This is a genomic window from Streptomyces sp. NPDC088124, assembly GCF_040685895.1.
GTDB lineage: Bacteria > Actinomycetota > Actinomycetes > Streptomycetales > Streptomycetaceae > Streptomyces.
The window spans coordinates 1-25,605 of the sequence record NZ_JBFBJB010000013.1 but is presented as its reverse complement, the minus strand read 5'-3'; the positions used below and the strand labels follow the sequence as shown (position 1 = coordinate 25,605).

25 protein-coding genes, 1 tRNA gene and 1 pseudogene are annotated in these 25,605 nt (G+C 73.5%); 14 read left to right on the top strand and 13 right to left on the bottom strand.

Features of this window, described 5'->3' with window-relative positions:
• Positions 1 to 31: 31 nt before the first annotated feature.
• Positions 32 to 958: a pseudouridine synthase gene (locus AB0P17_RS12755; RefSeq protein ID WP_365810258.1), complete on the bottom strand. Its 927-nt coding sequence runs from the start codon at positions 956 to 958 to the stop codon at positions 32 to 34.
• A gap of 117 nt (positions 959 to 1,075) precedes the next feature.
• Here AB0P17_RS12755 and AB0P17_RS12750 point away from each other — a divergent pair, with 117 nt between their 5' ends.
• On the top strand, positions 1,076 to 1,945 hold the full coding sequence (locus AB0P17_RS12750; protein ID WP_365810256.1) for a DMT family transporter: 870 nt from the start codon (positions 1,076 to 1,078) through the stop codon (positions 1,943 to 1,945).
• Between the two features lie 57 nt (positions 1,946 to 2,002).
• Here AB0P17_RS12750 and ribA read toward each other — a convergent pair whose 3' ends face one another.
• Positions 2,003 to 2,719, bottom strand: coding sequence for a GTP cyclohydrolase II (ribA, locus tag AB0P17_RS12745; RefSeq protein WP_365810254.1), 717 nt, complete (start codon positions 2,717 to 2,719; stop codon positions 2,003 to 2,005).
• A 157-nt stretch (positions 2,720 to 2,876) separates the two neighbouring features.
• Between ribA and AB0P17_RS12740 the strand changes: the two genes are divergently transcribed.
• Together AB0P17_RS12740 and AB0P17_RS12735 are read left to right on the top strand one after the other, a co-directional pair.
• A complete protein-coding gene (locus AB0P17_RS12740) occupies positions 2,877 to 3,626 on the top strand; it encodes a creatininase family protein (RefSeq protein WP_365810252.1) in 750 nt (249 codons plus the stop codon).
• Positions 3,623 to 4,678 carry a RibD family protein gene (locus AB0P17_RS12735; RefSeq protein ID WP_365810488.1) on the top strand — a complete coding sequence of 352 codons (1,056 nt, stop codon included), beginning with the start codon at positions 3,623 to 3,625 and terminating at the stop codon, positions 4,676 to 4,678. Before AB0P17_RS12740 ends, AB0P17_RS12735 begins: the two co-directional genes overlap by 4 nt.
• Here AB0P17_RS12735 and AB0P17_RS12730 read toward each other — a convergent pair.
• The 5 genes and pseudogenes from AB0P17_RS12730 to AB0P17_RS12710 all read right to left on the bottom strand — a co-directional run.
• A pseudogene (locus AB0P17_RS12730) lies at positions 4,607 to 5,413 on the bottom strand (lysylphosphatidylglycerol synthase transmembrane domain-containing protein); the annotation flags it as partial. The gene AB0P17_RS12735 and the pseudogene AB0P17_RS12730 overlap by 72 nt on opposite strands.
• 56 nt (positions 5,414 to 5,469) lie before the next feature.
• Positions 5,470 to 6,348: an SAM-dependent methyltransferase gene (locus AB0P17_RS12725; RefSeq protein WP_365810250.1), complete on the bottom strand. Its 879-nt coding sequence runs from the start codon at positions 6,346 to 6,348 to the stop codon at positions 5,470 to 5,472.
• Positions 6,345 to 7,415, bottom strand: a complete 1,071-nt coding sequence (locus tag AB0P17_RS12720) for a glycosyltransferase family 4 protein (protein WP_365810485.1) — start codon at positions 7,413 to 7,415, stop codon at positions 6,345 to 6,347. Before AB0P17_RS12720 ends, AB0P17_RS12725 begins: the two co-directional genes overlap by 4 nt.
• A gap of 41 nt (positions 7,416 to 7,456) precedes the next feature.
• A complete protein-coding gene (locus AB0P17_RS12715) occupies positions 7,457 to 7,855 on the bottom strand; it encodes a 6-carboxytetrahydropterin synthase (RefSeq protein ID WP_365810248.1) in 399 nt (132 codons plus the stop codon).
• Positions 7,856 to 8,013: 158 nt separating this feature from the next.
• Complete coding sequence (locus AB0P17_RS12710; protein ID WP_365810246.1) at positions 8,014 to 9,015, bottom strand: zinc-binding alcohol dehydrogenase; 1,002 nt, start codon at positions 9,013 to 9,015, stop codon at positions 8,014 to 8,016.
• 187 nt (positions 9,016 to 9,202) lie between these two features.
• Between AB0P17_RS12710 and AB0P17_RS12705 the strand changes: the two genes are divergently transcribed.
• Positions 9,203 to 10,000 (top strand): CDP-alcohol phosphatidyltransferase family protein, encoded by a 798-nt coding sequence (locus tag AB0P17_RS12705; protein WP_365810482.1) that lies wholly within the window; start codon positions 9,203 to 9,205, stop codon positions 9,998 to 10,000.
• Between the two features lie 17 nt (positions 10,001 to 10,017).
• Here the strand turns inward: AB0P17_RS12705 and AB0P17_RS12700 are convergent, their stop codons facing one another.
• Together AB0P17_RS12700 and AB0P17_RS12695 are read right to left on the bottom strand one after the other, a co-directional pair.
• Positions 10,018 to 11,037: a DUF5954 family protein gene (locus AB0P17_RS12700; protein ID WP_365810244.1), complete on the bottom strand. Its 1,020-nt coding sequence runs from the start codon at positions 11,035 to 11,037 to the stop codon at positions 10,018 to 10,020.
• A 123-nt stretch (positions 11,038 to 11,160) separates the two neighbouring features.
• Positions 11,161 to 11,245, bottom strand: a tRNA-Leu gene (locus AB0P17_RS12695).
• Between the two features lie 196 nt (positions 11,246 to 11,441).
• Between AB0P17_RS12695 and AB0P17_RS12690 the strand changes: the two genes are divergently transcribed.
• The 3 genes from AB0P17_RS12690 (at position 11,442) to AB0P17_RS12680 (ending at position 14,203) form a co-directional block, all read left to right on the top strand.
• Entirely contained in the window at positions 11,442 to 12,767 is a 1,326-nt protein-coding gene (locus AB0P17_RS12690; RefSeq protein WP_365810242.1) for a M20/M25/M40 family metallo-hydrolase, read from the top strand.
• Positions 12,768 to 12,910: 143 nt separating this feature from the next.
• Positions 12,911 to 13,144 carry a chaplin gene (locus AB0P17_RS12685; RefSeq protein WP_365810240.1) on the top strand — a complete coding sequence of 78 codons (234 nt, stop codon included), beginning with the start codon at positions 12,911 to 12,913 and terminating at the stop codon, positions 13,142 to 13,144.
• A gap of 210 nt (positions 13,145 to 13,354) precedes the next feature.
• Positions 13,355 to 14,203 (top strand): chaplin family protein, encoded by an 849-nt coding sequence (locus AB0P17_RS12680; RefSeq protein WP_365810238.1) that lies wholly within the window; start codon positions 13,355 to 13,357, stop codon positions 14,201 to 14,203.
• Between the two features lie 70 nt (positions 14,204 to 14,273).
• On the opposite strand, the gene AB0P17_RS12675 is transcribed toward AB0P17_RS12680, so the two are convergent.
• On the bottom strand, positions 14,274 to 14,462 hold the full coding sequence (locus AB0P17_RS12675; RefSeq protein WP_114625034.1) for a DUF5703 family protein: 189 nt from the start codon (positions 14,460 to 14,462) through the stop codon (positions 14,274 to 14,276).
• 47 nt (positions 14,463 to 14,509) lie between these two features.
• Between AB0P17_RS12675 and AB0P17_RS12670 the strand changes: the two genes are divergently transcribed.
• The gene (locus tag AB0P17_RS12670) at positions 14,510 to 15,166 is read left to right on the top strand and encodes a hypothetical protein (protein ID WP_365810236.1); all 657 of its coding nucleotides are present in this window, start codon (positions 14,510 to 14,512) and stop codon (positions 15,164 to 15,166) included.
• A gap of 152 nt (positions 15,167 to 15,318) precedes the next feature.
• Here AB0P17_RS12670 and AB0P17_RS12665 read toward each other — a convergent pair whose 3' ends face one another.
• A complete protein-coding gene (locus AB0P17_RS12665) occupies positions 15,319 to 17,490 on the bottom strand; it encodes a helix-hairpin-helix domain-containing protein (RefSeq protein ID WP_365810480.1) in 2,172 nt (723 codons plus the stop codon).
• A gap of 38 nt (positions 17,491 to 17,528) precedes the next feature.
• Positions 17,529 to 18,512: an aldo/keto reductase gene (locus AB0P17_RS12660; protein ID WP_365810234.1), complete on the bottom strand. Its 984-nt coding sequence runs from the start codon at positions 18,510 to 18,512 to the stop codon at positions 17,529 to 17,531.
• Positions 18,513 to 18,644: 132 nt separating this feature from the next.
• On the opposite strand from AB0P17_RS12660, the gene AB0P17_RS12655 reads away from it, so the two are divergent.
• Positions 18,645 to 19,697: an LLM class F420-dependent oxidoreductase gene (locus tag AB0P17_RS12655; protein WP_365810232.1), complete on the top strand. Its 1,053-nt coding sequence runs from the start codon at positions 18,645 to 18,647 to the stop codon at positions 19,695 to 19,697.
• Between the two features lie 94 nt (positions 19,698 to 19,791).
• On the top strand, positions 19,792 to 20,577 hold the full coding sequence (locus AB0P17_RS12650) for a ferritin-like domain-containing protein (protein ID WP_365810230.1): 786 nt from the start codon (positions 19,792 to 19,794) through the stop codon (positions 20,575 to 20,577).
• 42 nt (positions 20,578 to 20,619) lie between these two features.
• On the opposite strand, the gene AB0P17_RS12645 is transcribed toward AB0P17_RS12650, so the two are convergent.
• Positions 20,620 to 21,612 carry a magnesium and cobalt transport protein CorA gene (locus AB0P17_RS12645; RefSeq protein WP_365810228.1) on the bottom strand — a complete coding sequence of 331 codons (993 nt, stop codon included), beginning with the start codon at positions 21,610 to 21,612 and terminating at the stop codon, positions 20,620 to 20,622.
• Positions 21,613 to 21,695: 83 nt separating this feature from the next.
• Here AB0P17_RS12645 and AB0P17_RS12640 point away from each other — a divergent pair, with 83 nt between their 5' ends.
• The 4 genes from AB0P17_RS12640 (at position 21,696) to mshC (ending at position 25,395) form a co-directional block, all read left to right on the top strand.
• Complete coding sequence (locus AB0P17_RS12640; RefSeq protein WP_365810227.1) at positions 21,696 to 22,382, top strand: histidine phosphatase family protein; 687 nt, start codon at positions 21,696 to 21,698, stop codon at positions 22,380 to 22,382.
• A 128-nt stretch (positions 22,383 to 22,510) separates the two neighbouring features.
• Positions 22,511 to 23,101 (top strand): DUF3090 domain-containing protein, encoded by a 591-nt coding sequence (locus tag AB0P17_RS12635; RefSeq protein ID WP_365810225.1) that lies wholly within the window; start codon positions 22,511 to 22,513, stop codon positions 23,099 to 23,101.
• Positions 23,065 to 24,027, top strand: coding sequence for an SCO1664 family protein (locus tag AB0P17_RS12630; protein WP_365810223.1), 963 nt, complete (start codon positions 23,065 to 23,067; stop codon positions 24,025 to 24,027). The genes AB0P17_RS12635 and AB0P17_RS12630 overlap by 37 nt, the downstream gene beginning before the upstream one ends.
• Before the next feature lie 138 nt (positions 24,028 to 24,165).
• Entirely contained in the window at positions 24,166 to 25,395 is a 1,230-nt protein-coding gene (mshC, locus tag AB0P17_RS12625; protein ID WP_365810222.1) for a cysteine--1-D-myo-inosityl 2-amino-2-deoxy-alpha-D-glucopyranoside ligase, read from the top strand.
• Positions 25,396 to 25,605 lie beyond the last annotated feature (210 nt).

Below are 25,605 nucleotides of genomic sequence, written 5' to 3'. Positions count from 1 at the left end.
GTCCGGACCGGGCCGGACCAGGAGTCCGCGCTCAGAGCGGGCGCAGCCCCAGCCGGCTCTCGAACCGGTACGGCTCGCCCGTCACCGGATCGGTGAACTCCAGCACCCTGGCGAGGAGTTGCAGCGGCCGGCCGTAGTCGTCGGCGGCCGGCTCCTGGACGACCGGATAGACCGGGTCATCCAGGAGCGGCAGCCCGAGGCCGCACATGTGGACCCGGAGCTGATGGGTCCGGCCGGTGACCGGCACCAGCCGGTAGCGGCCGTACCCGCCCCGGTGCTCCAGCAGCTCGATCCGGCTCTCGGCGTTGGGCTCGCCCGGCACCCGCCGCGCGGCGATCTCCCCGCGCTCCTTCTCGATCCGGTCCCGCACCGTGACGGGCAGCGCCACCGCGGGATCGTACGGCGCCACCGCCTCGTACTCCTTGCGCACCAGCCGGTCCCGGAACAGCGTCTGGTACGCGCCCCGGTCCCCGGGCCGTACGACGAGGAGCACCAGCCCCGCCGTCAGCCGGTCGAGACGGTGCGCGGGCTGGAGCTCCGGCAGCTCCAGCTCCCGCCGCAGCCGTGCCTGGGCGGTCTCGGTGACATGGCTTCCGCGCGGTGTGGTGGCCAGGAAGTGCGGCTTGTCCGCGACGACGATCCGCTCGTCCCGGTGGACGATCCCGACCTCGAACGGCGCCCGTTCCTCGGGGGCGAGATCCCGGTGGAACCAGACATACCGCCCCGCGGTGTACGGCTCGTCGGCCCCGACCGCGCCGTCCTCCCCGGCGAACCGCCCCGCCCGCACCATCTCCTCGACCCGCGCCGCGCCGACGGCGTTCCCGTACCGCGCCACGAGATGGTCCCGTACGGTCGCCCACCGCCCCCGCGGATCCGGCGGCAGCCGCAGCCGTACGGGGTCGACGCCGTCCCGCTGAGGGAGGGGCGAGGGCGGCGGGGCGGGATGTCTGCGGGGCACGGGCCGACAGCGTACCGGGGCCGGCGGCGCGGCGGTGTCCCTCGTTCGGCCCCCGGACCTGCGGATCGGCGCCGGGATGAGAACGGTTCCGGCGGGCGGCGCCCGCATGATGGGCCGGTGATCAGTGTCCTGTTCGCCGTGCTGACCGCGCTCAGCAACGGCTCCGCCTCGGTGCTCCAGCGCCGCGCCGCGGCCACCGTCCCCGACTCCCAGGCGATGCGTCTGTCACTGATCGGCCGGCTGCTGGGCAAGCCGGTCTGGCTGGCGGGGATCGGGCTGGTGCTGGTCGCCGCCGTCTGCCAGGCGGTGGCGCTCGCGACCGGCCCGATCGCCGTGGTCCAGCCGATTTTCGTGATCGAACTGCCCGCCACCCTGCTGATCGCCGGCCGGCTCTTCAAGGTCCGGCTGCCGCGCTCCGTCTGGCGCGGGGCCGCCGCGGTCACCGGCGGTCTGGCCCTGGGTCTGGCCTCCGCGGACCCCGGTGGCGGTTCCGAGACCGTCCACGGAACCGCCTGGATCCTGGCGCTGCCGCTCACCGGCCTCTTCGAGGCGCTGGTGATCCTCTGGGCGCTGCGGCTGCGCGGCAATCCGCGCGCCGCGCTGCTCGGGCTCGCCGCCGCCTGCGGCTACGCGCTGACCGCGGCCCTGATGAAGGACGCCGTGGCGCGCCTCGACAGCGGCGGCGCGGGCGCGCTCTTCACCTCCTGGCAGCTCTACGGCATGGCCGTCGCCGGGGTGGGCGCGCTGTTCCTGCTCCAGAACGCCCTGCAGGCGGGCTCGCTCGCCGCCTCCCAGCCGATGCTCACGCTCGGCGACGCGCTGATCTCCATCGCGTACGGCGTCACCCTCTTCGGCGAGAGCGTGCGCACCGGCTGGTGGCTGCTGCCCGAGCTGGCCGCGATCGGACTGATCGCGGCGGGCTGCGTCGTACTGGCCCGCTCCCCGCTGGCCGGGGGAGCGCCGCCGCCCCCGCGCCGCGTCCGCTGAGGCGGACGGGGACGGTGGTGCGGGGGCGGCGGGGAGGCTGTGCGCGGACGGTGCCGCTCAACCGGACACATCGGCCGCGGCGTTCACGGCAGTCACGGAGTTCGCCGCCTCGACCGGGACCCCCTCGCGCATGAGGCCGTCCAGATGCGGCAGATGATGGTCCATCCGCTCCCGCTTGGTCCGCAGATACGAGAGGTTCTCCTCACACGGCGGGATCAGCAGCGGAACCTGCTCGGCGACCTTGATGCCGTGCCGCAGCAACGCCTCGGTCTTGCGCGGGTTGTTCGAGAGCAGCCGTACCGAGAGCACCCCCAGGTCGTGCAGCATGTCCGCCGCCACCTGGTAGTCCCGGGCGTCGGCCGGCAGCCCGAGGGCGAGGTTCGCCTCCACGGTGTCCAGGCCCTCCGACTGGAGCTGCATCGCCCGCAACTTCGCCAACAGGCCGATCCCGCGCCCCTCGTGGCCCTGGAGATAGAGGAGAACGCCCCGCCCCTCGCGCACGATGGCGTCCAGCGCCGCACCGAGCTGTTCCCCGCACTCGCAGTGCTTGGAGCCGAAGGCGTCCCCGGTCAGACACTCCGAATGCACACGGGTGAGGGCTCCGTCCCCCGCGACATCGCCGTATATCAGGGCTATTTGTTCATCCCCGCGTTTACGGTCCAGGTAGCCGACTGCGAGAAAGTCTCCGTGCACGGTGGACAGCCGTACTTTCGCCGCTCGTTCGACACCTGATGAACGAGTACTTTCGAGGCACACGCCATCACTGTCTGTCATGCCCCAATCATATCCGCTGAACGGCTCGCCGGGTACGGGAAGAAAGGTAAAAGGGCATCAACCGACGGTCGCCTTCATCACGTTCGGACGATCACCGAGCCATTGCCGCGTAGTCTGCTCCCGACGATACGCACACGGAAAGAGAGGGCCGGAAAACATGAACGGTTCGGGAACGCCACCGGTGACGGCCGGTCTGCTGCCCCGGGAGACCACGGAGGACGTACGGGCCGCGCGCCCCGCGGTCGCCGTCCTTCCCGTCGGCAGCTTCGAGCAACACGGCGCGTATCTCCCGCTGGTGACCGATACGGTCGTGGCGTGCGCCATCGCCCGGGAGATAGCCGCCGCGCATCCCGTGCACGCGCTCCCGCCGATCACCGTCTCCTGCTCGCACGAACACGCCGACTGGCCCGGGACCGTGAGCATTTCCGCCGCCACGCTCCACGCCGTCGTCCGTGACATTGCGGGATCCCTCCACCGGTCCGGAATAAAATCCCTGATTCTGGTGAACGCGCACGGCGGAAATTACGTACTGCGCAACGTCGTTCAGGAATCCGCCGGCAGCGGAACGCGCATGGCGCTTTTCCCCGGATCGGCCGACTGGGACGCGGCAAGGACCAGAGCGGGAGTCGAGACGTCTTCGCACAGCGATATGCACGCGGGTGAAGTCGAGACATCCATCCTCTTGCACGCCAGTCCCGAACTCGTACGGCCCGGCTATGAGACCTCCGATTGCGTCGCCGACGACCGGAAGCATCTCCTCACACTCGGCATGGCCGCCTATACGGAGTCCGGCGTCATAGGCCGCCCTTCGCGGGCGTCCGCCGCGAAGGGAAAGGAACTGCTGGCCGCACTGGTCGATTCCTTCGGCGACTATCTCTCCCTCCTCACCCGCCAGGAGTCCCGATGACCGGCCCCCGTCGCACCGAGCCGTCCGCACCGCCGCCGTTCCCGGCGGAGTTGGACACCGACGAGGCGTGGGAACTGCTCCGTACCGTCAGGACCGGGGCGGACGCCGAGGCGGTCGGCCTCGTCGAGGACACCGACGGCGCCCGGCGCTGGAACCGGGACACCACGCCCGGCGCGCGCGAACTGGCCGACCGCTACCTGCCGCTGTGCCTGGCCGGACCGCGCCTCACCTTCGCCCAGCTCGGCCAGAGCCTCGACGGGTTCATCGCGACCCGCACGGGAGACGCCGACTACGTCACCGGCGAGGAGGACCGCCGTCATCTCCACCGCCTGCGCGCGCTCGCCGACGCGGTGGTCGTCGGAGCGGGGACGGCCGTCGCGGACGACCCCCAGCTCACCGTGCGCGCCTGCACCGGGGCCCACCCCGTACGGGTCGTCCTCGATCCGCACCGCCGGGTGCCTGCGCGTCGCAAGGTGTTCACCGACGGGTCAGCCCCCACCCTGTGGGTGGTGTGCGCCGGCGGCGAGCGCGGGCACACCCCCGCGGACGACGGCCTCGACACCCACGGCCCCGGAGCGGAGGTGCTGACCCTTCCCGACCTCGCCGCGTTCGCCCCCGGCAACCTGGTGCGCGTACTGGCGCGCCGGGGCCTGGGCCGGGTGCTGGTCGAGGGCGGCGGCGTCACCGTCTCCCGCTTCCTGAGCGAACGGGCGCTGCACCGGCTCTACGTCACCGTCGCGCCGGTGCTGCTCGGCGACGGCGTCCCCGGGCTCCGCTTCGCCGGTACGCCGGTGATGCGCGACGCGCTGCGCCCCCCGGTCCGGCGCGCCGCCCTCGGCGAGGACACCCTCTTCGAACTCGACCTGGGGACGCCGCACCCCGGCCCACCACTGGGCGGCGAGCACCCCGAGGCCGGGCAGGCTCGCGGCGAGCGAGAGGATCCCGTACACCACGGCGACGGCCAGCCCCTGGGCGGCACCGAGCCCGGCGGCGCCGAAGGCCCAGGCGGTGGCGCCCTCCCGGGGACCCCAGCCGCCGACGTTCAGCGGTAGCGCCATCGCCAGCAGCGCCAGCACCATCAGAGGCAGCAGCTCGGCCGCGGGCGCCGTCACCCCCGCGGCCCGGGCGGCCAGCAGAAACGTGGCGAGGAACCCTGCCGGCACCACGACCGACGCCAGCGCCACCCCCGGCCAGCTCCGCCGCGCCAGCAGCCCCAGCCGCACCTCGGCGAGCGCCGTCCGCGCCGCGCGGCGCCGCCGGGAGACCGCGGGCGCCGCGCGCAGCCGCCCGGCGGCCACCGCCACCAGCGCGGCGACCGCGAGCAGCACCGTCAGGGCGCCGGGCGTCGCGAGTGCCTCCAGGACGGCCCGGCGGGCCGCCGCCGGGGCCTCGGACGGCCACACCAGCAGCAGTGTCACACCGACCGTGACCAGCACGACCTGGCCCGCGATCCGTTCGAGGACGACCGCGCGGACGCCCCGGCCGACATCGCCGGTGCTCCGCCCGTGCCGTACCGCACGGTGCACATCGCCGAGGATCCCGCCGGGCAGCGCCGCGTTCAGGAACAGCGCCCGGTAGTAGTCCGCGACGGCCTGGCGCAGCGGCAGCCTGATCCCCAGACCACGGGCGACCAGACACCAGCGCCAGGCACTGAACACGGTGGTGAGCAGGCCGAGGCCGAGCGCCGCGAGCAGCGTCGGCCCGTCGATGCCGCGCACCCCGTCCAGCAGCGGACCGGTGCCGAGCTGCCAGACCAGCACCCCGAGGATGGCCGCCCCGGCGACCATGCCCAGGCTCCGCCCCGCCCCGCCGCGCCGGCCGTCCCGCGCCGGCGCGGGCGCCGTCACGCGGCGCCGCCCGTCCGGGGGAGAGCCAGCAGATCGCTGTGGTGCACGATCACCCGCAACGCGCCCGCCTCGCACTGCTCCAGACGGCGCCGCAGATACTCCTCGGCACGCGGCGCGAGCTCCGGCCGCTGCTCACAGGCCGCGCCGACCCAGCCCCGCAGCCACTCGGCCGTCAGCGCCCGGTCGGCGGCGCCGAGCCGCCACGGGCTGGCGTGCACCCGTACGGTCGCCCCGACCCGCGCGAAGGCCGCCGCGGCCACCGCGACGGCGTCCGGCCCCAGCAGGCTCCGGCCGTGATCCGCCCGCCGCTGGTGGGCGTTGAACGCCTCGGCCAGCTCCGTGTCGAGCGGCTCGGCCGGGCTCAGCTCGACCCGCCCCACCACGGAGAGCGCGAACAGCGCCGGACAGCCGGCCCCGGCACACGCGGCGGCGAGCGCGTCCACCTCCTCGCGCGTCAGCACGTCCAGCAGCGCCGACGCCGTCACCAGCGAGGCCCCCGCCAGCCCGTCCGCCGTCAGCTCCGCGAGGTCGCGGCGCTCGGTGGCGACCGTCACCCGGCTCCCGTCGGCGGAGGTACGGGGTGTCCGGACGGCGGCCAGCTCCAGCAGGTCCGGGTCGTGGTCGTGCAGGACCCAGTGCTGCGGTCCGGCCAGCCGGGGGGCCAGCCAGCGCCCCATGGAGCCGGTACCGCACCCCAGGTCATGGACGACCAGGGGCCTTTCACCGTCGTCCGAGGACACGGCGGCGGCCAGCCGGCCGCGCAGCACGTCGAGGAGTTCCGTCGCGCGCGCGGCCCCGTCGGGTCCCTCGCGCAACTCCAGCCACGCGGGGGCGTAGCGGGTCGCTTCCGAACGCGGAGCTTCTGAGGTGGTCACGCGGCCCTCCCGGTTTCCTGACGGAGCTGTTCCAGCGCACCGGCCAGCCTCCGTGATGTCGTCCCCCACCCGTCCAGGGCGGTGCGCCGCCCCCGCGCGGCGGCCGTCAGCGCCCGCCGCGTGCCCGGCTCCCCGAGCCAGCCGCGCAGCGCCGCCGTGAGCGCCGCCGGGTCGTCCGGCGGCACCAGCACGCCGGGAACGGTGCCGTCCGGCGCCCGCCCGACGGCCTCGGGGAGCCCGCCCACGTCCGTCGCCAGTACGGGCACACCGCGCGCCAGTGCCTCGGTCACCGCCATGCCGTACGTCTCGGCGTCCGAGGCGAGCACCAGCAGATCGGCGGCGGCGTACCGCCCGGCCAGTTCCCCGCCGGCCAGCGGCCCGGCCAGACGCACCCGGTCGCCCAGCCCGCGCTCCGCGATCAGCTCCCGCAGCCCGGTGACATACCCGGGGTCCTGGTCGAGGCCGCCCGCACAGACACAGCTCCACGGCAGGTCGGCGAGGGCCGCCAGGGCCTCCACCAGCCGGTGCTGCCCCTTGCGCGGGGTGACCGCGGCCACGCACAGCAGCCGCGAGCCGTCCTTGGACCCGGTCGCCAGGGGCGCGATGTCGGCGCCCGGCGCGGCGACATGGACCCGCTCGGGTGCGAGCCCGTGGTGACGCACCAGCCGCCGCGCGGCCCAGTCGCTGGTGGCCACGACCGCGGGCACGGCGCGCAGTGTCCGGCGCTCGCGGTCGTCCAGCTCCGCGGCCACGGCGGGCGCGAGCCCCGTCTCGTCGGCCAGCGGCAGATGCACCAGCACCGCCAGCCGCAGCCGCGCGGCCTCCGGGGCGACGACCCCGGGCACCCCGCACGCGACGATCCCGTCGAGCAGGACGACCGCGCCGTCCGCGAACGTCGCCAGCAGCCGGGCCAGTTCGGTACGGGCCGTCCCGTCGGGCCGCGGCCAGCCGCCCGCGACGGTGTGTTCGTGGACCCGCCAGCCCGTGCCGGGCAGCTCCCGGCAGAGCCGGCGGTCGTAGGTGTTGCCGCCGCTCGGCGCGGCCGGGTCGTCGACGCCGCCGGGCATGACGAGATGCACGGCCCGCGCGGACGGGGCGGCGGCGCCGCTCACAGGGCGCGCTCGTAACTCGCCCACGCGACATGCGACTCGTGCAGCGTGACCTGGATGGCGGCCAGCCCGCGGGCCCCCTCGCCGAGCGCCCCGGCGTGCACCCGGTCCGCGAGCCGGTCCGCGATGATCTTCGCCAGGACCTCGGTGGAGGTGTTGATCCCGGCCAGGTCGGGCTCCTCGTCGAGGTTGCGGTAGGTCAGCTCCCCGACCACACCGCCCAGTTCCCGGGTGGCCAGGCCGATGTCGACGACGATGCTGTCGGCGTCGAGCTCGGGGCGGCGGAAGGTGGCGTCCACGAGGAACGTCGCCCCGTGCAGGCGCTGCGCGGGTCCGAAGACCTCCCCGCGCAGGCTGTGGGCGATCATGATGTGGTCGCGGACGGTGATGCTGAACAACGGATGACCCTCCAGATACGGCGCGTCTGGCCTTGTCCCCGGCGCATGAGGCCGGGGGCATGTTGTGTAGTACGGCCGATCCGCTCGTCCTGTTCAGACGAATTCAAGCCACCCCCGCCCCTGCGTACGGCCACATCCGGCCACCCGGGGCCGCCCCGTCAGCGGCTCACCGCGTCCGCCGTGTCCGGCTCGTACACCACCCGGTGGCAGAGCCCCGGCAGTTCGCCGGCGGCGATCCCCGGCAGCACCCGCGGCAGTTCCTCGAAGCCGCACTCACCGGTGATCAGCGCGTCGAAGGCGGGCTCCGCCAGCAGTCCCAGGGCGAGCGCGAGCCGGTCGGCGAAGCTCCGGCGGGCGCTGCGCGCCGGCGACACCGTGCCGACCTGGCTGCCGCGCAGGGTCAGCCGCCGCGAGTGGAACGCCTCGCCCAGCGGCAGCGTGACCCCCCGGTCGCCGTACCAGCTCAGCTCCACGACCGTGCCCTCCGGGGCGAGCAGTTCCAGCGAGCGCGCGAGCCCCGCCTCGGTGGCGCTCGCGTGGACGACCAGATCGCAGTCGCCCAGCGCCTCCCCGGGGAGCGCGAAACCGGCCCCGAGTGCCTCGGCGATCCCCGCCCGCGCGGGCTCCGCGTCGACCAACTGGACGCGGACGCCCGGGTAACGGGCGAGCAGCGCGGCGACGGAGCAGCCGATCATCCCGCCGCCGACCACGGCGATCCGGTCCCCGATCAGCGGCGCCGCGTCCCACAGGGCGTTCACCGCGGTCTCCACCGTCCCGGCGAGAATGGCCCGCCCGGCGGGCACGCCGTCCGGGACCGGGGTCACCGCGCTCGCCGGGACGACGTACCGCGTCTGGTGCGGGTAGAGGCAGAAGACCGTACGTCCCAGCAGCTCGGGCGGGCCCTCCTCGACCAGACCCACGTTGAGATAGCCGTACTTGACGGGCCCGGGGAACTCGCCGTCCTGGAACGGCGCCCGCATCGCGGTGTGCTGACTGTGCGGCACTCCGCCGCGGAAGACCAGGGTCTCCGTACCCCGGCTCACCCCGGAGCAGAGCGTACGCACCAGGACGTCGCCCTCGCCGGGCTCCGGCAGGGCGACCTCCCGTATCTCGCCGTGGCCGGGTGAGCGGAGCCAGAAGGCGCGTGCGACGCGCTTCATCGATGTCCTCCTGAACGCTGGGGTGACGGATCACGTTCTTAGTTCACGAGGCCGCGCACGGTACGCGGCGCCAATCGACTCTGTCACACGGCCGGAGGGTGCAACGGTGGCCCTGAACGACACGTACCACCTGACCAAGTACCACCTGAACCACACGTACGACCTGTACGACCTGAACGAGACCCGCATCACCCGGCTGGTGCGCCGCACGGGGCTGCTCCGGCAGGAGACGGCCGCGGGCGCGGCCGCCCAGATCGTCCTGCTGGCCCTGCTCGGCGCGGTGACCGGGCTCGGCGCGGCCGGCTGGCTGGCGGGGCTGGTGTTCACGGCGGGCACCTGGGCCGCGCTCACCCACGCGCTCTCCCGGACCCGGCCGGCGGCCTTCGGCCCGGCCAACGGCGTCACCCTCGCGCGGGCGACGCTGGTCGGCGGTGTGACCGCGCTGGTCGCGGACTCCTTCACCCGCCCGGTCCCCGTCACGCTCCTCGCCGCGCTCACCACGGTGGCGCTGGTCCTGGACGCGGTCGACGGCCAGGTGGCCCGGCGCACCGGCTGCGTCTCCTCCCTCGGGGCGCGCTTCGACATGGAGGTCGACGCCTTCCTGATCCTGGTGCTCAGCGCCTACGTCGCCCTCTCGCTGGGCCCGTGGGTGCTGCTGATCGGCGCGATGCGGTACGTCTTCGTCGCGGCGGCCCGGGTCCTGCCGTGGCTGAGCGGCGCGCTCCCGCCCAGCATGGCCCGCAAGACGGTGGCCGCGCTCCAGGGCGTCGCCCTCCTGGTGGCGACCGCCGGAGTCCTTCCGCATCTGGCCGAACTCGCCGTGGTCCTGCTCGCGCTGGCGCTGCTGACCTGGTCCTTCGCCCGTGACATCCACTGGCTGCGGCGGACCGGCCGGGACCACCGCCCCACGGCTGCCCGGCCCGCCGCCGCGCCGCGTGCCCTGGTGGCCGCCGCCCGGGTCACCCGGCCCGCGCCGAGGAACTGACAACTGTCCTTGCCCGGTCAGTCGTCGTAGTGCAGTGTTCCGTCCTCGTCCATGGTCGGGTGCATCTTCATCGGCCCGTAGGCGTCCTGGTCCGAAGGGCGGGGCGGCTCCGGCCCGTCGGGGCCGGTGCGCAGCAGACGCTCGATCCGGCAGACGCGGAAGAGCAGTTCGCCCACGCGCGCCTCGTTGGCGCGGCCGGCGGCCCTGAACTCCTCGGCGGCCCGCGCGTACGTGGCCTTCTCGTCGTCGTCGAACCCGTAGGCGTCGGGCCAGCTCCTGACCATGCCGCCGTACAGCGCCCGCCGCGCGTCGTGCGGGGTGGGCATGAGGCCGCCCCGGGGCCGCCAGCCGTTCTCGCCCTGCTCGGTCACCCCGAAGCCGACGGGCAGCAGGACGACTCCCGGGTGCGTGGTGACCGCGCGCTCCGAATGCCCGCGTACGTCCTTTGGGAAGCGCGCACCGGAGTACGCGAACTGCCCCAGCCCCAGCCGCAGGGCGGCCGCCGCCGGACCGGTGTCGGCGTGCCCGGGGTCCAGGACGAAGCCGGGGTCCGGCGACGGGGTGGTGGGCGCGCCGGTCCAGGACAGCTCGGCCGGCTCCCGGTCGGTGGGCCGCGGCGGCTCCAGCCCGTCCTCCCCGCTCCGGGCGAACTCGTCGCCCCGTACGACCCGGTAGCGCACCCCCAGGACCTCCAGCTCGTCGACCGGCTCGCGTTCGAGCACCGCGACCGCGGCCAGTAACTCGCGGCGCGCGGCCCGGTCGTCGGTGTCGTCCTTGGCCTTGAACCAGAGATGGGAGTGGAGCCCGTCCCGCGCCTGCTGCGGTGTCGCGTCGGTCACCCGCAGCAGCAGCCGCCAGTGGGGCCCGCTCCCGGGATCACACGCCGCCACCCCGAAGACAGGCCCGCGGACCGCGAGATACGGGTACCGGAGGGACGCGTCGATGGCGTCGGCCTCGGCCACCCAGGCGGCGGGATCGTCGCGCTCCACCAGTCCCGCGTGGAGCCGGTCCAACTGTCGCTTCCAGTCATCAGGCATGCACACATTGTTGTGGCTCGGAAGGGGGCGCCGGACCGGAACCGTTCAACTCCCCGGGTTCCGCCGGACGGGAACGTTCCGGAAAACGCGGAAGACCCCTGACGTATCAGGGGTCTTCGCCGGTGTCCGAGGGGGGACTTGAACCCCCACGCCCGATAAAGGGCACTAGCACCTCAAGCTAGCGCGTCTGCCATTCCGCCACCCGGACAAGGTGTCCGCCGGTCGGCTCTGGGCCGTTCCGACGTGGAAAACCATAGCAAACATTCAGGGGTGCCCGATCACGCCCCGATCCGTATGACGGGCGTGTGACAGGCGGGGCCCGCCCTTGGGCGAGGGGGTCCGGCGCGGCAGGATGGGAGGACCACCAGCGAGTACCACCAGCAACGACCGTGGGAGTGAGCAGCGTGAGCGAGCCGAACGCGGGCAGGACCGTATCGGGCGAGGACGAGGTCGTCGACCTCTGCCGGGATCTGATCCGGATCGACACCAGCAACTACGGGGACCACTCGGGTCCGGGGGAGCGGGCCGCCGCCGAGTACGTCGCGGAGAAGCTCGCCGAAGTGGGGCTCGAACCGAAGATCTTCGAGTCCCACCCGGGCCGCGCCTCCACCGTGGCCAGGATCGAGGGCGAGGACCCCTCCCGGCCCGCCCTGCTCATCCACGGCCACACCGACGTCGTGCCGGCCAACGCCGAGGACTGGACGTACGACCCGTTCGCGGGCGAGATCGCGGACGGCTGTGTGTGGGGCCGGGGCGCCGTCGACATGAAGGACATGGACGCGATGACCCTCGCGGTCGTCCGCGACCGGATGCGCAGCGGGCGCAAGCCCCCGCGCGACATCGTGCTGGCCTTCCTCGCCGACGAGGAGGCCGGTGGCACGTACGGCGCGCGGTATCTCGTCGACCACCACCCCGGCCTCTTCGAGGGCGTCACGGAGGCGATCAGCGAGGTCGGCGGCTTCTCCTTCACCGTCAACGAGAACCTGCGCCTCTACCTCGTCGAGACGGCCCAGAAGGGCATGCACTGGATGCGGCTGACCGTCGACGGCACCGCGGGCCACGGCTCGATGACCAACAACGACAACGCGATCACCGAGCTGTGCGAGGCCGTGGGCCGGCTCGGCAACCACCAGTGGCCGGTACGGGTGACCAAGACCGTACGGTCCTTCCTGGACGAGCTGTCCGACGCGCTCGGCACCCCGCTCGACCCGGAGGACATGGACGCCACGCTCGCCAAGCTCGGCGGCATCGCGAAGATGATCGGCGCCACGCTGCGCAACTCCGCGGCCCCCACCATGCTCGGCGCCGGCTACAAGGTGAACGTCATTCCCGGTCAGGCCACCGCCCATGTCGACGGCCGGTTCCTGCCCGGGTACGAGGAGGAGTTCCTGGCGGACATCGACCGGATCCTCGGCCCGCGCGTCCGGCGCGAGGACGTGCACGGTGACAAGGCGCTGGAGACCAGCTTCGACGGCCGGCTGGTGGACGCCATGCAGACCGCGCTCTCGGCGGAGGACCCGATCGCGCGGGCCGTCCCGTACATGCTCTCCGGCGGCACCGACGCGAAGTCCTTCGACGACCTCGGGATCCGCGGCTTCGGCTTCGCGCCGCTCAAGCTGCCGCCGGAGCTGGACTTCGCCGGGATGTTCCACGGGGTGGACGAGCGGGTACCGGTGGACGGTCTGAAATTCGGTGTGCGCGTCCTCGACCGGTTCATCGACGAGAGCTGACCGGCCGTACCGGGAATCGGCCACACGTGCGGCACTGACTGAGAAGAGTGAATGCGCTCATAGGCTCGTAGCCTCATTACTTCCCCTTCGTTACAGGTGTGCGGTCCGCGGCTGGGACCGCGTTTTGCCAACAAGGAGGAAGAATGATCAAGAAGGTCGTCGCTGCTGCGGCAGTCACTGGTGGTCTGGTGCTCGCGGGTGCGGGCGTGGCCGTCGCCGACGCGGGCGCGCAGGGTGCCGCCATCGGATCCCCCGGTGTGCTCTCGGGCAACGTCGTGCAGGTTCCGATCCACCTTCCGGTGAACGTGTGCGGTAACACGGTCAACGTGGTCGGGCTGCTGAACCCCACCTTCGGCAACACCTGCATCAACAAGTGACGTCGTCACTCTCACCCGTGAGGGTCTGAGCCCGAGGCCCTGCGGGAGAAGCAGCGCCGCCCGCCCCCCCAGGGGGAGCCGGGCGGGACTCCTCCCGCACGGCCGAGCGGCCCCGGGGCGCGTGCCATGCGCTCCGGGGCCGCTGGGCATCCTGCCCCGGCACCGATGCCCAGGGGCAGTCCCGGTAGGCAGAAGACAGGGAACGAAGCTATGAGACAGGTCACGCGCAAGGGCCTGATCACCGTGGCGGCGGCGGGCGGCGTGCTCGCGCTCGGCGGTGGCTACGCGCAGGCGGACGCGGGGGCCGGCGGCACCGCCGCCAACTCCCCGGGCGTGCTGTCGGGGAACAACGTCCAGGTTCCGGTGCATGTGCCGGTCAACGTCTGCGGCAACACCGTGGATGTCGTCGGGGTGCTCAATCCGGCCTTCGGCAACAGATGCGGCAACTTCTCGGGCAAACCGGCCGGCGGCCACGGCGGCGGGCACGACGGCGGGGGCGCCCACGCGGGCGGATCACACCCCGGGTCCTCCCACACCGGGCCGTCCGGCGGCTCGCACGCCGAAGGCGGCGCGGTCAACTCTCCCGGGGTCGGCTCGGGCAACTCCGTCGAGGTGCCGGTCGACGTCCCCGTGAACGTGTGCGGGAACAGCGCCGACCTCGTCGGGGTGCTCAATCCGGCCTTCGGCAACGACTGCGGCAACGGCTCCATGCCCACCCCGCCGGGTCCCGCCGAGCGCCCCGAGGAGCCGGGTAACCCGGTCACTCCGGGCACGCCCGGTACGCCGAGCAACCCGGGCAACCCGAGCAACCCGGGCAACCCAAGTACGCCTGGTAACCCGGGCACGCCCGGTACGCCGGGCAAGCCGACCGAGGTACGCGCGATCTCCACCAACCCGGGGACGCACGGGACGGAAGCGGCCGCGAGCGCCGAGCAGGCCGAGGGCACCGACGTCCTCGCGTCGACCGGTGCCGGCGGGCTCGGGATCGCACTCCCGGCGGGCGCCGGGCTGCTGCTCGCGGGCACGATCCTCTACCGTCGGGCCCGCTCCGCCGCGTAGTCACGCGGCCGGACCCGGGTCGGGGCAAGCCGGGGCGGGCCTCGCAGCAGCGGGGCCCGCTCCGTCGCGTTCACCAGGTGGCGCGGACCTGACGGATGATGCGCCGGCGCAGCCGCACCCTGCGGCTGCCGTCCCGGTGCAGGCTCAGTCGGTCCAGCTCCCAGTGCCCGTACTCGGCATGATCGGTGAGCAGACGGGCCGCATCCTTGCGGGAGACCCCGCGCGGCACGTACACGTCGACAAATTCGTATTCCGGCATCGCATCTATTGTGCGGGCAGAGCCCCGGTACGGATAGCGTCTGCACTATGTCTGATGCTGCGCAGCCCACCGCTGCCGAGGTACGCGCCGCCGCCGAGGCGGTGAAGGTCGCCCTGGACCGCCACCTCGCGGCGGTCGAACATCGCACGGGTGAGGATGACCCGGCCGTCTCCGAAGCGTTCAACGCCCTCGCCGTCGCCGCCGAGGTCTACGACGAGCGGCTCTACCACCGGTACGACGAGGTCACCCCGTTCGAGATCCCGGACCCGGACGACTCCCTGCCCCCGTACAACGGCCCCGAGGAGCCGAACGCCCTCAGCGTGCTGATCCGGCGCGACTACGCGGTGGTGGAGCCGCAGCGGCTGCTCGCACAGTCACAGCGCATCGCCGACGCCGAGGGCGACGCCGGCATCGGCACCGGAGGGGTCGTGGGCAGCAGTGTGCACGCGGCGCTCGGGGTGCTCTTCGGCGAGTACGAACCCGACGAGATCGCCTCCCGGCACAAGGAGTTCGGTCTGGAGGAGGGCGACTCCACCCTGTGGGTGTCGGCCGCGGACGATCTCCCGGAACCGGGGGAGTGGCTCTCCGCCCCCTTCGACCAGGCCGACCCCCAGCAGGTGGTCTGCCGCTTCGACGTCAGCGCGGTCTTCGACGAGGACGATCTGGACGCGGACCTGGACGACCTGGAGGAACAGGACGCCTGAGCCGCCGCCCCCGACCCGGTCCGCCCCGGCCCGCCGCCGTCCCCGCCGACCGCTGCCCCTGCCGACCGCCGCCCGTGCCACCGCGCGGCGGCAGGGGCGGACGGTACGGGCGGCGGGAGGGCCAGGGCTGACCGTCGGCGCGCCTACGGGCGTCAGCCCGGCTGTGACGCCGGCGCCAGGAGCGATTCCAGCTGGCCGCGCAGCCGGGTGGTGCGGTCCTGGGAGGGGATGTCCGACACCGCCCTCTGGAGCGCCTGGTCGACACCGTGGACCACGGAGAGATGACGGTCCCCGCGGCTGAAGGCCGTGTAGACCCAGGGGCGGCTCAGCCCCCGCGCCGCGTCGCCGGGGAGCACCACGACCACCGCGGGCCAGCGCATCCCCGCCGCCTGGTGCGCGGTGAGCGCCCAGCCGTGGCGGACCGCCTGCTCCACCCGGTCCCTGGGCACGACGACCGCGCTCCCCCCGCACTCCAGCCGCAGCCCCTCGGCATCGGCGGAGACCACCGTGCCCTGGAGCGTCCTGCCGGGGGAGGGGACGTACGCGACGCGGTCCCCCGGGTCGAAGCCGCCGAACCGGCCGGGGCCCGGGTTGAGGCGCTCCTTGAGCGCCGCGTTCAGCGCGCGGGTGCCCGCCGAGCCGCCGTGGCCCACCGTGATCACCTGGGTCTGCCCCGCCTCCGTGCCGAAGGCGCGCGGCACGGACTCCGCGACGAGCTGGACCGTACGGTGCACCGCCTCGCCCGCGTCCCGCACGGGCACGATCACGACCTCCTTGCCGGGCGCCGCCACCTGGTTCAGCTCGCCGATGCCGATCCCCGAGACCAGCTCGCCGATCGGTCCCGGATCAGGCGTACGGGAGCTGATCCGCGGGCACACCCCGGCCGCCAGCAGATCGGCGAAGACCCGGCCCGCGCCGGCCGACCCGAGCACGCCCGGATCACCGCTGAGCACCAGACGCCCGCCGTCCGCCAGCGACTCCACCAGCATCGCGGCCGTCTCCACGTCGAGCTGCGGGGCGTCGAGGACCACCAGGAGATCGAGCGCGAACAACCCGTCCGTGTCCCGCCCCGGGCCTTCCGTACCGGAGAGCAGCCCGGCCACGGTGACCGCGTCGGTGTCCGCCGTGCCGTCGGTCCTGAGCCGGTCGCGGCCGTTCTCGCTGTGGACCGCGACCACCGCGCGCACCCCGAGCGCACGGGCCGCCCCGGCCAGCGCGACCGGCTCGGCGCGCGCCGCCTCCCCGCCCGCGTGGAGGACCAGCCCATGTCCCGCCACCGCGCGGATCAGCTCGGCCGCCGACGGCGACGGGGCGCCCGCAGCGGCCTCCTCCCACGAGGCGGGCACCGCGGTCTTCACCAGCCTGGCGAGCCCGTCGGCGAGGCTCTCCTCGGCCAGTGCGTACCGGTCGAGCCCCAGCAGCACGGGGGCGGTCTCCGCGACCGGCTCCCCGCCGTCCCCGGCCCCGCTCTCCGCCGCCTCCTCGGAATCCGCGGAGTCGGCGGAACTCATTGGCTCGTCCATGCCTTCCTGGAACTCCAGCACCACGGACTCCTCCACCGCGTGCCGTACCGCGCCCTCGGGGTCGGGGACGGAGTGCCCGGCGAGCGCGCTCACCACCGCCGACGCCTCCAGTGCGGTGTGGCCCTGGAGCGCGGCCCGCTCCAGCAGCCAGCTCACCAGCGCGGTGGCCCGGCGCCCGTCACCGGGGCCGCAGCCGGACCCCAGGAGCGCCCGCGCGAATCCGTCGGCCTGCTCCGGCCGCACCCCGGGCACGGCGAGCAACTGCCAGGGGTTCTCCCGCAGCAGCGCGGGCGCCCGCTCCCCGAGCCCCTCGGCGACCTGCCCCGCCAGCGTCTCCGGCGCGCCGCCCGCCACGAGCACCGCCCGGGCGCCGGACACGGTCTCCGGAGCCGCGGACCGCGCCGCCGCGGGCCCTGGCCCGGCCGGGGGCCGCTGCGGCTGTACCGTCGCAGCGGCCCGGTCCCGGTCCCGGTCGGGGGAGAGGGAGGGGGAGGGGCTCGCGGGACGGAGCAGCGCCGGGTCGACCGGCTCGCCGCTCTCCATGGCCCGTACGGCCGCGAGCAGGTCCGCGGTCTGCCCGCTCAGCTTCGTCCCCGCGGCGATGGGCCCGGCCTTCTCCGCCTTCCGCTGCTCGATCCGCTCCCGCAGCTCCCGCTGGGCGGCCAGCTCGGCCTGTGCCTCGGAGAGCTCGGGCGCCTCCCCGGCGGTGCCGGTCCCGGTCGTGGCGTCGGCTCCCGTACCGTCCTCGGCGGCCTCGCCCTCCGGGGCCGTGGCACCCTCGGCGGCAGCGGTGTCGGCCATGGGCCCGGCCTCCTCGGCGGCGGGGTCGCGCTCCGTACTCACAGCGTGCTCCAGTCCTGGTCGGGATAGCGGTGCACGGGCGCCGACACGTCGTCGAGCGCCTGGCAGATCTCGTCAGGAAGACTAAGGCTCTCCACTGACAGAGCCGCCGTGAGCTGCTGCGCGTTGCGCGCGCCGATGATCGGCGCCACCACGCCGGGACGGTCCCTGACCCACGCCAGCGCCACCTCCAGTGTCGTCGTCGCGAGCCCTTCCGCGGCCGTCGCGACCGCGTCCACGATCCGGCTCGCCGCCTCGTCGAGATAGGGCTCGACGAACGGCGCCATCTGCTCGGAGGCGCCCCGCGAATCGCCCGGCGTGCCGTGCCGGTACTTGCCCGTGAGCACCCCGCGGCCGAGCGGCGACGAGGGCAGCAGTCCCACCCCCAGGTCGACCGCCGCGGGCAGCACCTCGCGCTCCACGCCGCGCTGGAGCAGTGAGTACTCCATCTGGGTGCTGGCCAGCCTGGTCCGCGTCGCGGGCGAGGCGATCTGCCAGGTGGCGGCCTTGGCGAGCTGCCAGCCGCAGAAGTTCGACACCCCCGCGTACCGCGCGCGGCCCGTGCTGACGGCGATGTCCAGCGCGTGCAGGGTCTCCTCCAGCGGGGTGTCGCTGTCGAAGGCGTGGATCTGCCAGAGATCCACGTAGTCCGTGCCGAGCCGCTCCAGCGACGCGTCCAGCGCGGCGAGCAGATGCCCCCGCGAGCCGTCGAAGCGGCGGTACGGATCGGGCACGCTGCCGGCCTTCGTCGCGATGATCAGATCCCGGCGCGGCACCAGTCGCTCGACGAGCTGCCCCAGCAGATACTCGGCCTCCCCGCCGCCGTACACGTCCGCCGTGTCGATCAGCGTCCCGCCCGCCTCCCAGAAGACCTTCAACTGATCGGCGGCGTCATGCTCGTCGGTGTCCCGGCCCCAGGTCAGGGTGCCGAGCCCGATCCGGGACACACGCAGGCCGGTACGGCCGAGATGCCTCTGCTCCATGCGGCTTGAGATTACTGGCCATGGCCCCACGCGGAGAGAGCCTGTGGACAACCCGCCCCCTGACGGATCCCCGTGTCGCGCGCTAGAGTCCCCGGCACAGGAACGTTACTCATCGGTAGTCAAGGAGTGGTCATGCGGCTCGGCATCAACCTCGGGTACTGGGGCGCGGGGATGGACGGCGACAACCTCGCGGTCGCGCAGGAGGCCGACCGGCTCGGCTACGACGTCTGCTGGGCCGCCGAGGCGTACGGATCCGACGCCCCGACCGTGCTGAGCTGGGTCGCCGCGCAGACGGAGTCCATCGACGTCGGCTCTGCCATCCTCCAGATCCCCGCGCGGCAGCCCGCGATGACCGCCATGACGGCGGCCACCCTCGACTCCCTCTCCGGGGGCCGGTTCCGGCTCGGCCTCGGCGTGTCGGGGCCGCAGGTCTCCGAGGGCTGGTACGGCGTCACGTTCGACAAGCCGCTCGCCCGCACCCGGGAGTACGTCGAGATCGTCCGCAGGGCCATGACCCGCGAACGGCTGGTGTACGAGGGCGAGCACTGGACGCTGCCGCTGCCCGGCGGCCCCGGCAAGCCCCTCAAGCTGACCGTCCACCCGGAGCGTGAGCACATCCCGCTCTACATCGCCGCGATCGGCCCGAGGAACCTGGAGCAGACCGGCGAGATCGCCGACGGCGCGCTGCTGATCTTCCCCTCCGCCGAGCACCTGGAGGACACGGCGATCCGCCCGCTCCGGGCGGGCCGCGAGAAGGCCGGTCTCACCATGGACGGCTTCGACGTCTGCCCCACCGTGCCCATCGCGGTCGGCGACGATGTCGGCGCCCTGGCCGACACCTTCCGCCCGTACACCGCCCTGTACGTGGGCGGCATGGGCAGCCGGAAGCAGAACTTCTACAACCAGCTCGCCCGGCGCATGGGGTACGAGAAGGCGGCCGCCGAGATCCAGGACAAGTACCTCTCCGGCGACAAGGACGGCGCGGCGGCGTCCGTACCGCACGAGCTGATCGACTCGACCACACTGCTCGGCCGCGCCGAGCGGATCGCCGACCGGATGAGCGCCTACGCCGCCGCGGGCGTCACCACCCTGACCCTCGCCCCGGCCGGCTTCACCCTCGACGAGCGGATCACGGCGCTGCGGGTCGGCTCCGAGGCCCTGGAACGCGCCGGTCTCGTCTCGTAGACCCCTTTCGGCTCAGCGGAGTGCCGCTGCTGTTGCCGCGTGCCGTCCGCGCCCGTTGACTCGTTGCGCGGACGACTGCAAGGAGGTGGCAGTGATGCTCTCGGCCCGAAGCCTGTTCCAGGAGATCCTGGACGACGACCGATCCTTCCGGCTGTTCTGTTCCATCGCGGCCAGCGGCGAGGCCCAGGGCGGCTGGGAGAACGGCCGGATCGCCGCCCTGGTGCCCGAGTCCCTGCGGTACCTCGCCCCGAAGATCACCCGCCACGGCGCCGACGAGGACAAGCACGGGAGGATCTTCCGCGCCCTCCTGCGCAAGCGCGGCCTCGAACCGGCAGAGGTCCCGCCCGAGGCCGACTACACCATGCTCCTGGAGCGTCGCGGCATCGGACTCACCCACACCAAACTGCGCCGCGACGAGACGCTGACCGAGGACGACATCCTCGTGTACCTCGTCCACAGCCGGATCACCGAACAGCGGGCCGCGGACCAGATGGAGATGCTGGTCAGGTACTTCGGCGACCACCCCGAGGTCGGCAAGGCCATCAGGATGATCAGCGCCGACGAGGACAACCATCTCGCCTACTGCCACGAGGAACTGCTCCTGCTGGCCCGGCGGGGCCACGGCCGCACCGTCCAGCGCGCCCTGCGCGAGTGCGCCCTGGCGGAGATCCAGGTCTACCGCGAGGTGAGTCTCGCGGTGATGGACCGGATGGGACGGCTGCTCGGCTGGCCGGCGCCGAAGGCCGCGCTGCTCGCGGCGGGCATCCACGCGGTGTACGGGTACGAACGGCTCGCCGGCTGGCACCGGATGGTCGGTCTCACGATGCCCGAGCGCCGGGACCCGCTGGGCGGCCCCGCGACCCCCGCGCCCGCCCTCTGAGCGACTCACGGGCCCGTACGGCCCCCGGCCGCGGGTTCAGGGTCAGAGCCAGCCGCGCCGCTTGAACTGCCGGTGCAGCCCGAACACCGTCACCGCCATCAGGGCGATCACGGCGGGGTAGGCCCACACGTACGTCAGCTCGGGCATGTGGCGGAAGTTCATGCCGTAGATGCCCGCGACCATCGTCGGTACGGCCGCCATCGCCGCCCACGCCGAGATCTTCCGCATGTCGTCGTTCTGCCGTACGCCCATCTGCGCGAGATGCGCGGACAGGATGTCGGTGAGCAGCCGGTCCAACCCCTCCACCTGCTCGTTGACGTGCAGCAGATGGTCGTTGACGTCCCGGAAGAACGGCTGCGCGTGCTCGTGCACGAACGGCACGCCCGCGCCCGCCAGCCGCGCCATGGGGGCCGCCAGCGGCCCGGTGGCCCGGCGGAACTCCAGGACCTGCCGCTTGAAGTCGTAGATCCGCGCCGCGGTCGGCGTCGAGGAGCCCGCGTCCGGGGAGAAGACCTCCTCCTCCAGCTCCTCCAGGTCCAGCTGGAGTTCGTCGGCGACCTCGACGTAATGGTCGACGATCGCGTCGCTCACCGCGTACAGCACCGAGGTGGGGCCGTGTGCGAGGACCTCCGGCTCGGCTTCGAGCCGCCTGCGTACGGCCGACAGCGGAGCGCCCTCGCCGTGCCGGACGGTCACCACGAAGGAGTCGCCTATGAAGACCATCAGTTCACCGGTGGAGACGGTGTCCCCCCGCGGCTCGTACGTCACCGGCTTGAGCACCACGAAGAGCGAGTCGTCGTAGACCTCCAGCTTGGGGCGCTGATGGGCGTGGAGCGCGTCCTCCACGGCCAGCGGATGCAGCCCGAACTCGCTGCTCACCAGCGCGAACTCGTGCTCCGTGGCCTCGTGCAGCCCGAGCCAGAGGAACGCGTCCCCTTCGGCACGCGCCGCGGCGAGGGCGTCGGAGAAGTCGGCGGGCCCGTCGGTGCGGCGCCCGCCGCGGTAGATGGCGCAGTCCACGATCACGGCGGGCATTCTTCCCTTTCCCGGCGCCGGCCGCATCCCCCGGCCGTCCCGCGCCCGGTGCGCACTCCTGCCGAGCGCCTACTCTTGCGGGCATGGCCACGTTGATCCTCGTACGTCATGGGCGGTCCACCGCCAACACCGCGGGGCTGCTCGCCGGCTGGACGCCCGGTATCGCCCTGGACGAGCGGGGCGCCGCGCAGGCCGCCGCGCTGCCCGGGCGGCTCGCGGACATCCCGCTCGCCGCCGTCGTCAGCAGCCCGCTGCAACGGTGCCGGGAGACGCTCCAGCCGCTGCTGGACGCCCGTCCCGGGCTCGCCGTCCAGACCGACGACCGGATCGGCGAGTGCCATTACGGCGACTGGTCGGGGCGCAAACTGGCCGAACTGGCCGACGAGCCGCTGATGAAGGTCGTGCAGCAGCACCCTTCGGCCGCCGTGTTCCCCGGCGGCGAGTCGATGGCCGCGATGCAGGCGCGCGCCGTCGAGGCGGTCCGCGAGTGGAACGCGCGGATCGACGCGGAGCACGGCGAGGACGCCGTCGTTCTGATGTGCTCGCACGGGGACATCATCAAGGCGCTCGTCGCGGACGCCCTCGGCATGCACCTCGACCTCTTCCAGCGGATCCATGTGGACCCGTGCTCGCTCACCGCTGTCCGCTACACGCGGCTGCGCCCGTTCGTGCTGCGCCTCGGCGACACCGGCGATCTCGCCGGACTGGCGCCGCGCGAGAGCGCCGGCGGCGGCGACGGCGTCGTGGGAGGCGGCGCGGGAGCACCGTGATCGATCCGCGCAGTAGGGTGGACGCGCCGTCCGCGTGACCGGGCGGCCAGCCCGGACCTCGGGTCCGCTCCATGCCTTTCCGCATGACCTTTCCGATGTTCCACGACGATTTCCAAGGGAGACAGGACGTGTCCCGTCAGGTGTTCCTCTACGACCCGCCGGACCGCTTCGTGGCCGGTACGGTCGGGCTGCCTGGGCGCCGTACGTTCTTCCTCCAGGCGTCCGCCGCGGGGCGTGTGACCAGCGTCGCCCTGGAGAAGACACAGGTGGCCGCGCTCGCCGAGCGGATCGACGAACTGCTGGACGAGGTGGTCCGCCGTACCGGCGGCAACGCCCCCGTACCGGCCATGGCGCCCTCGGAGATCACCGACTCCGCCCCGCTCGACGCCCCCGTCGAGGAGGAGTTCCGGGTCGGCACGATGGCGCTGGCCTGGGACGGCGACGAACAGCGCATGATCGTCGAGGCCCAGGCGCTCGTCGAGCTGGACGCCGACACCGACGAGGATCTGGCCGAGGCCGAGGAGCGGCTGCTCCAGGACGAGGAGAACGGCCCGCCGATGCTCCGGGTCCGGCTCTCCGGCGCCCAGGCCAGGGCCTTCGCCAAGCGCGCCCTGGACGTGGTCAACGCGGGCCGGCCGCCGTGTCCGCTGTGCAGCCTGCCGCTCGACCCGGAAGGACACGTATGCCCGCGCCAGAACGGATACCGGCGGGGCGCGTGACCACGCCCACGGCCGGTCCGGCCGCCCAGGGACCGGCCGACGGGGTCCGGACCGACGCGGGCCCCGATGCCAGGGAACTGATCACCCACGGCGAGCTGACCGTGCGCGGCCGGATCCGCGAGGCGTCCAACGCCGTGCTGTACTGCTCCGTCTCCTACGACGGGCATACGGCGCACTGCGTCTACAAGCCCGTCGCGGGGGAGCGGCCCCTGTGGGACTTCCCCGACGGGACGCTCGCACAGCGCGAGGTGGCGGCGTACGAGGTCTCCGAGGCGACCGGGTGGGGGCTCGTCCCGCCCACGGTGCTGCGCGAGGGACCGTACGGCGAGGGCATGTGCCAGCTCTGGATCGAGCCGGCGGAGCCTGCCGGGAGCGCCGGTGAGGACGGTGATGACGCTGAGGACAGCGCCGCGGCCACCGCCGATGACGACACCCCCGCGGTGACCCCGCTGCTCGCCCTCGTCGAGGACGACGAGCCCGGCGACGGCTGGAAGGCCGTCGGGTTCGCCGAGGTGGGGGACGGCAGGACCGCCCTGCTGGTGCACGCCGACGACGCACGGCTGCGACGCCTCGCCGTGCTCGACGCGGTCATCAACAACGGCGACCGCAAGGGCGGCCATCTGCTGCCCGCGCCCGGCGGCCGGCTCTACGCCATCGACCACGGCGTCACCTTCAACGTCGACGACAAACTGCGCACCCTGCTGTGGGGCTGGGCCGGTGAGCCGCTGACCGAGGAGGCGCTCGACGTGCTGGCCCGGCTGGAGGACGCCCTCGTGGAGGGCGCGCCCCTCGCCACCCGACTGGCCGAGCTCATCACCCCGGCCGAGACCGACGCCGTACGCTCCCGGGTCCGTGACCTCCGCCACACGGGCCGTCACCCCGAGCCATCGGGACAGTGGCCCGCGATCCCCTGGCCGCCCGTGTGACACCGGGGAGGGTTCACCGGGGAGGGCCCGCGCCCTCCCCGGTGGAGCACCCGAGGACGGATCGCGCAAGAGCGCCCAACCGGCCAATGGCGCGTATCCGGTTCGTATCCGGAAGTTCCGTCCGGTTACGCTCATGACATGCATGCCTGGCCCGCTTCCGAGGTCCCCGCCCTGCCTGGCAAGGGCCGCGACCTCAGGATCCATGACACGTCGACCGATGGCCGAGTGACCCTCGCGCCCGGTCCCGTCGCCCGTATCTACGTCTGCGGCATCACGCCGTACGACGCGACCCACATGGGTCACGCGGCGACCTACAACGCGTTCGACCTCGTGCAGCGCGTGTGGCTCGACACGAAGCGGCAGGTCCACTACGTCCAGAACGTGACCGATGTCGACGATCCGCTGCTGGAGCGGGCGGAGCGCGACGGGGAGGACTGGGTCGGGCTCGCGGAGCGCGAGACGGCGCTCTTCCGGGAGGACATGACCGCCCTGCGGATGCTGCCGCCCCAGCACTACATCGGCGCCGTCGAGGCGATACCCGGCATCGTGCCGCTGGTGGAACGGCTGCGCGACGCCGGTGCCGCGTACGAACTCGAGGGCGACATCTACTTCTCCGTGGCGGCCGATCCGCACTTCGGAGAGGTCTCCCGGCTGGACGCCGAGGCGATGCGGCTGCTTTCGGCCGAGCGCGGCGGCGACCCGGACCGGCCGGGCAAGAAGAACCCCCTCGACCCGATCCTCTGGCTGGCGGCCCGCCCCGGCGAGCCGAGCTGGGACGGCGGCTCGCTGGGCCGCGGCCGGCCCGGCTGGCACATCGAGTGCGTGGCCATCGCCCTCGACCACCTCGGCATGGGCTTCGACGTCCAGGGCGGCGGCAGCGATCTCGCCTTCCCGCACCACGAGATGGGCGCCTCGCACGCACAGGCCCTCACCGGCGAGCACCCGTTCGCCCGGGCCTATGTGCACGCCGGCATGGTCGCCCTCGACGGCGAGAAGATGTCCAAGTCGAAGGGGAACCTGGTCTTCGTCTCGGCGCTGCGCCGCGACGGCGTGGACCCGGCGGCGATCCGGCTCGCGCTGCTCGCGCACCACTACCGCTCCGACTGGGAGTGGACGGACCAGGTCCTCCAGGACGCGGTGGACCGCCTGGCGCGCTGGCGGGCCGCGGTGTCGCGGCCCGACGGACCGCCGGCGGAGGGGCTGGTCGAGGAGGTCCGCGAGGCGCTCGCCGACGACCTCGACGCCCCCGCGGCGCTCGCGGCCGTCGACCGCTGGGCGGCGCTCCAGGACAGCGCGGGCGGCACGGACGAGGGGGCGCCCGGCGTGGTGTCCCGTACGGTCGACGCGCTGCTCGGTGTCGCGCTCTGACACGTATGACGGACGTCTGACACGGCGTACGGACGTCTGACACGGCGTACGGACGTCTGACACGGCGTACGACTGCCGCACGGCGCGCATAGCCGTACGGCAGTCGTACGGAAGGACGGAGGGGCGGCGCCGGTCGGCGCCCCCCCCCCCGGGGCCACCCCCCGCCCCCCGCCGGTTACGCGGGCCCCCACCCTACACCGCCCCCGAACC